Raw genomic sequence first — 4,408 nt, forward strand, 5'->3', positions numbered from 1 at the left:
CGCATGCGCTGAACCAGCTCTCGTCGCGGCTGCGGACCGCCATGGAAAGCCGCATGCGGCTGGTCGCGGCCGCCGGCCATGATCTGCGCACGCCGATGACGCGCATGCGGCTGCGCGCCGAATTCCTGGACGACGAACGCGACAAATGGCTTCACGACCTCGACGAACTCGATCGCATCGCCGACAGCGCCATCCGCCTGGTGCGCGAAGAGGTCAACCAGGACGCCGTCGAAGCGGTGGACCTGGCAAAGACGGTGCGCGATATCGAAGCCGAGATGGTGTCGCTCGGCCATGCCGTCTCGATCGGGCACCTGGAAAAGGTTTGCGTGCGCGCCGGCGCGCTCGGCCTGCGCCGCGCCTTGCGCAACCTGATCGTCAACGCCGCCACCCATGGCAAGGCGTGCCGCATCGACCTGGCCGCGGCCGACAATCGCGCCGTGCTGACCATATCGGACCATGGGCCGGGCATCCCCCCGGAACTCCTGAACAAGGCGTTCGAGCCCTTTTTCCGCGTCGACCCCGGCCGCCTGCAATCGATCCCCGGAGCTGGTCTTGGCCTCGCCATCGCCAAGGAAATCATCGAGCGCTACGGAGGCACGGTAACACTGGAAAACCGCCGGGGCGGCGGGCTGGAGCAGACGGTGGTGTTCGACGCGGTGTGAGGGTTGGCGGTCAGCCGAGTAATGGGCGTTGCGCGTGGCAACGACGAAAAACAGAGACGATGCTGCACCGCGCAAAGCTAATGGTTCCAAATCATTTCTTCACGGAGCCAGGGCCGGATCCATATAGATAAAATATAGATTACGGAACTTCCTGTGATCTAACAAAGAACTAGGCTCTCAAGCCACGAGCTCGCAAATCAACCGAGGCGGGAACATCGGCAAAATTTAAACCACAGCGTTAAGTTCTGAGAAAAATCGCCAGAATTGACGAGAAACGCTCGGTTTTCTCAATTTTTTAGCACTTGCTCACATAAGTATTTCAGCTGGGTAGATTTTTTGTGTTGCGCCGCACAATGCCGTAGCCGAACGATCTCCTGGGGGACTCGTTTGCGACTGGATATGCGCCGTGGAGGATCCCGCCAGGTTGACCAGCTTGAGCCACCCGTCCGTCGATTTCGAGCGTAGGTTCGACGATGCCTGCGCTCTGGCGGGTCTCGTCCGCCTTGGCCTGCCGCTCGAAACGGCCGGCTGGCGGCTTGGTCGCGACCATCACGCTGGCGGATGCCGCTGATGGGAAGCGCACGCGACATCCAACTGGATGCGTTGAGAGCCATCGCCGTGACGATGGTGTTGTATTCCCATTTCTTCGCCGCTGGAGGATCTTCATTCTGGGGCCATATCGGCGTGCGGCTGTTCTTCGTGCTGAGCGGCTTCCTGATCACGCGCCTGCTCCTAGAAGCGCGTTCGGCCGCCGAATTCGAGACCGGCCCCGCGCTGCGATCCTTCTATATCAGGCGAGGCTTGCGGATATTTCCGCCCTATTTCGCCGTCCTGGGTTTCGTCTGGCTGGTCGACCTGGACCAATCCAGGGGATCGCTGGTCTGGCATGCGCTTTACCTGTCGAATTTCTGGTATGCGCTGCGCAATGACTGGAACCCTTGGGTGCTGTGCCATTTCTGGAGCCTGAGCATCGAGGAGCAGTTCTATCTTGCCTGGCCGCTGGTCGTCCTGCTGGCCCCGCGCCGCCGCTTCGAACAGATCTGCATCGGCGTCATCGCGCTGTCGCTGGCCTATCGCTTTTACTGGCCGCTCACCGCCAACACGGCGCTGGCGCGCGACCTGCTGCCGCCGGCATCCATGGATGCGCTGGCGACGGGCGCGCTGCTTGCCTGCTGGCGATCCAGGGGCGCGGCCCTGCCGCACTGGATGCGGCTCAGCTGGCCTGCCTTCGCGGCCGCATTCCTTGTCATCGAGTGGTTTGTGCCTGCGCCCGCCGATCCGATGCTCGAATGGACCCATTGGCTGGTGCGGCAAGTCCTGCCGCTGGTGCCGCTGATGGTCATCGTCGCAGCCTGTTCGCGCGGCCTTGGCGGCACTTTGGGAAAGCTTGCCGAACTGCCGCCGCTGCTGGGCCTTGGCCGCATCAGCTACGGCGTCTATCTCTATCATCCGATATTGCTGTCGCTCGCCGTCAAAGCGCAACCCTGGATTCCGCTCAACGTCTCGGAGCAAGGGCCAGGGCGTTTCCTGGTTGCGAGTGCCGCCACGATTGTCGCGGCCTCGATTTCCTGGGTGGTTTTCGAGAGGCCGCTCAACAGCCTGAAGCGCCACTTCCCCTATGTCGCGCGCACCCGCTCCGCACAGGGCAGCCATGGCGGCTGGCTCGCGACGGCGGCTGGCGGATCGCCCGATGGCCGCACACCGGCGCTCGAACTCCAGCGCACGGATGCAAGACGATGACTGCCGCACCGCTCGTCTCCGTCCTGTTGCCGGTCTACAATGCCGGTCCCTATCTCGCCACCGCGCTGGGAAGCATCCTGCGGCAGGATCACAGTCGCCTGGAGATCATCGCGATCGATGACGGTTCGACCGACAATTCGCTCGAGATACTCGAGCGATGCCAAAAGGCCGACAGCCGCATTTCGATCATCTCGCGCGAAAACCGCGGCCTTGTCGCGACGCTCAACGAAGGGCTGGCGATCGCCCGGGGCGAACTGGTCGCGCGGATGGACGCCGATGACGTCGCCTATCCCTGGCGTTTGTCGCGCCAGGTGGCGCTGTTCGAGCGGCGGCCCGAACTGGGCTTCTGCGGCGCCGGCGTCGACATGTTGATCCGCGGCCGCATCGCCAGGGGCAGGCCCGATCCGGTGTTCCAGTTCGGCCGCATCCCTGTATTGGCGATGTTCTTCACGATCTTCATGCACCCGACGGTCGTCTACAACAGGAAGGTCATCGACGACAGCGTCCTGCACTATGACCAGGCCTACCGGCATGCCGAGGATTTCGATCTTTTCAGGCGGCTGGCCGGCCGTTACCCGGCAGCCATGATGCCTGAAAACCTGGTCGTCTACCGCGTCCATCAGGCAAGCGTGACGAGCCGGCACGTCAAGGAGATGCGCAGGACGCATTTGCGGATCGTGGCTGAGAACCTCGAGCGCGAGGGCCTGGCGCAGGCCACGCGGGACCTGCGCGACATTGGCGATGCGGTCAGCCACGGCACCGTCGCCCGTGCGGCCGACTTCATCGTCGCGCTGGAGGAGGAGATCCGCTCGCTGTCGGCGGCGACGCGGCCGAGCTTCGAGGCCGGCGCGCTGAACCTGTTCTATTTCCTCTACCAGCTCGTCGCCGACGAAAAGCAGCCCGCGCTGACGCATGAATTGCTGACGCGGACCGCGAAATGGAACGTCATCCGGCGCCGCGAACAATATGCCCTGCGGCCCGGCGCCTGGGCGCCCTGGCTCAGCCGCGCTTCGCTGTCGGCCGCCAGGCAGGCCGATGCCATGGCATACTTCTTCAAATCTGCGCCCGCCGCGGCGGTTCTGGCACCTTATCAGGCGGGCTGAGGCATGATCGTCAAAGCCAACCAACCCCTGCAGCGCGATCGTTCGACGGCGCTTGGCCCCGCCCCGGCCGGTCCCCGCCCGGAACGAGCGGCGCCGGAAGTCAGCTTCATCATCTGCACGCGCAACCGCGTCGCCGTGCTCGATGCCTGCATCAAGTCGGTGCAAGCCGCATGCCGCGCACATGCCGGCTTCGCCGCCGAACTCGTGGTCGTCGACAACGGTTCGAGCGACCGCACGGCCGAACGCCTGGCCAGCATCGCGGCTGCGTCGGAAATTCCGTTCACGCCCGTTTGCGAGCCGCGCCCCGGATTGGCGGCTGCGCGCAACGCCGGGCTGAGGCGCGCGCGCGGCCGTGTGCTGGTCTTCGTCGACGACGACTGCGCGGTCCATCGCGACTATCTGCGCGATCTGGAGCGACACTATGCGTCCGGGGAACAATGGCTCATCCGGGGCGGCCGTGTCGAGCTTGGCGATCCCCGGGATTTGCCGTTCACCATCAAGCGGTCGTGGGCGCGCGAACGCCTGACGCCAGATGTTCATCCCGGCGGTTTCGTGCTGGGCTGCAACATGACGATGCACCGCGATGTCGCGGCCCGCATCGGCTATTTCGACGAACGCTTCGGCGCCGGCGGACCATTGCGGTCGGCCGAGGATACCGATTATCTCGTGCGCGCGATGCTGCTCGGCATCGCGGTCGAGTATGTGCCTGACATGACGATTTTCCATCATCACGGCCGGCGGGATCGCAAAGCCATCGAAAAGCTGCATCGCGACTACAGCCTGGGCAATGGCGGGCTCTGCCTGAAGCATGTTCGCCACGCGCCCTGGCTGCTTCGCCATTTCTACTGGGCCGCAAGAGGGGCTTTCCGGGAACTGGCGGGAGGACCCGCCTTCGATCGTGAA

At 64.2% G+C, this 4,408-nt stretch carries 5 protein-coding genes; 4 read left to right on the forward strand and 1 reads right to left on the reverse strand.

The window, feature by feature from the left end; all coding sequences use genetic code 11:
* On the forward strand, positions 1-662 hold a 662-nt coding region (locus tag EN991_RS24895; RefSeq protein WP_245461072.1), incomplete at its 5' end, for an ATP-binding protein.
* 319 nt (positions 663-981) lie between these two features.
* On the opposite strand, the gene EN991_RS40370 is transcribed toward EN991_RS24895, so the two are convergent.
* A complete protein-coding gene (locus EN991_RS40370) occupies positions 982-1,212 on the reverse strand; it encodes a hypothetical protein (protein WP_064993954.1) in 231 nt (76 codons plus the stop codon).
* Between the two features lie 20 nt (positions 1,213-1,232).
* Here EN991_RS40370 and EN991_RS24905 point away from each other — a divergent pair, with 20 nt between their 5' ends.
* From EN991_RS24905 to EN991_RS24915, 3 genes are all read left to right on the forward strand, one after another.
* A complete protein-coding gene (locus EN991_RS24905) occupies positions 1,233-2,402 on the forward strand; it encodes an acyltransferase (protein ID WP_127369751.1) in 1,170 nt (389 codons plus the stop codon).
* A complete protein-coding gene (locus EN991_RS24910) occupies positions 2,399-3,505 on the forward strand; it encodes a glycosyltransferase family A protein (protein WP_127369752.1) in 1,107 nt (368 codons plus the stop codon). The genes EN991_RS24905 and EN991_RS24910 overlap by 4 nt, the downstream gene beginning before the upstream one ends.
* Before the next feature lie 3 nt (positions 3,506-3,508).
* Positions 3,509-4,408: glycosyltransferase (locus tag EN991_RS24915; protein WP_127369753.1), on the forward strand; the 900-nt coding region annotated here is incomplete at its 3' end.

Origin of the sequence: Mesorhizobium sp. M7A.F.Ca.US.005.03.2.1, assembly GCF_003997795.1 — a bacterium.
In the GTDB taxonomy this organism is placed as follows: Bacteria; Pseudomonadota; Alphaproteobacteria; order Rhizobiales; family Rhizobiaceae; genus Mesorhizobium; species Mesorhizobium ciceri.

What these genes read in the sequence shown, in the direction of transcription:
- EN991_RS40370 (WP_064993954.1), bottom strand. Translation starts at nt 1,212, where the DNA reads ATGGTCGCGACCAAGCCGCCAGCCGGCCGTTTCGAGCGGCAGGCCAAG.
- EN991_RS24905 (WP_127369751.1), top strand. Translation starts at nt 1,233, where the DNA reads ATGGGAAGCGCACGCGACATCCAACTGGATGCGTTGAGAGCCATCGCC.
- EN991_RS24910 (WP_127369752.1), top strand. Translation starts at nt 2,399, where the DNA reads ATGACTGCCGCACCGCTCGTCTCCGTCCTGTTGCCGGTCTACAATGCC.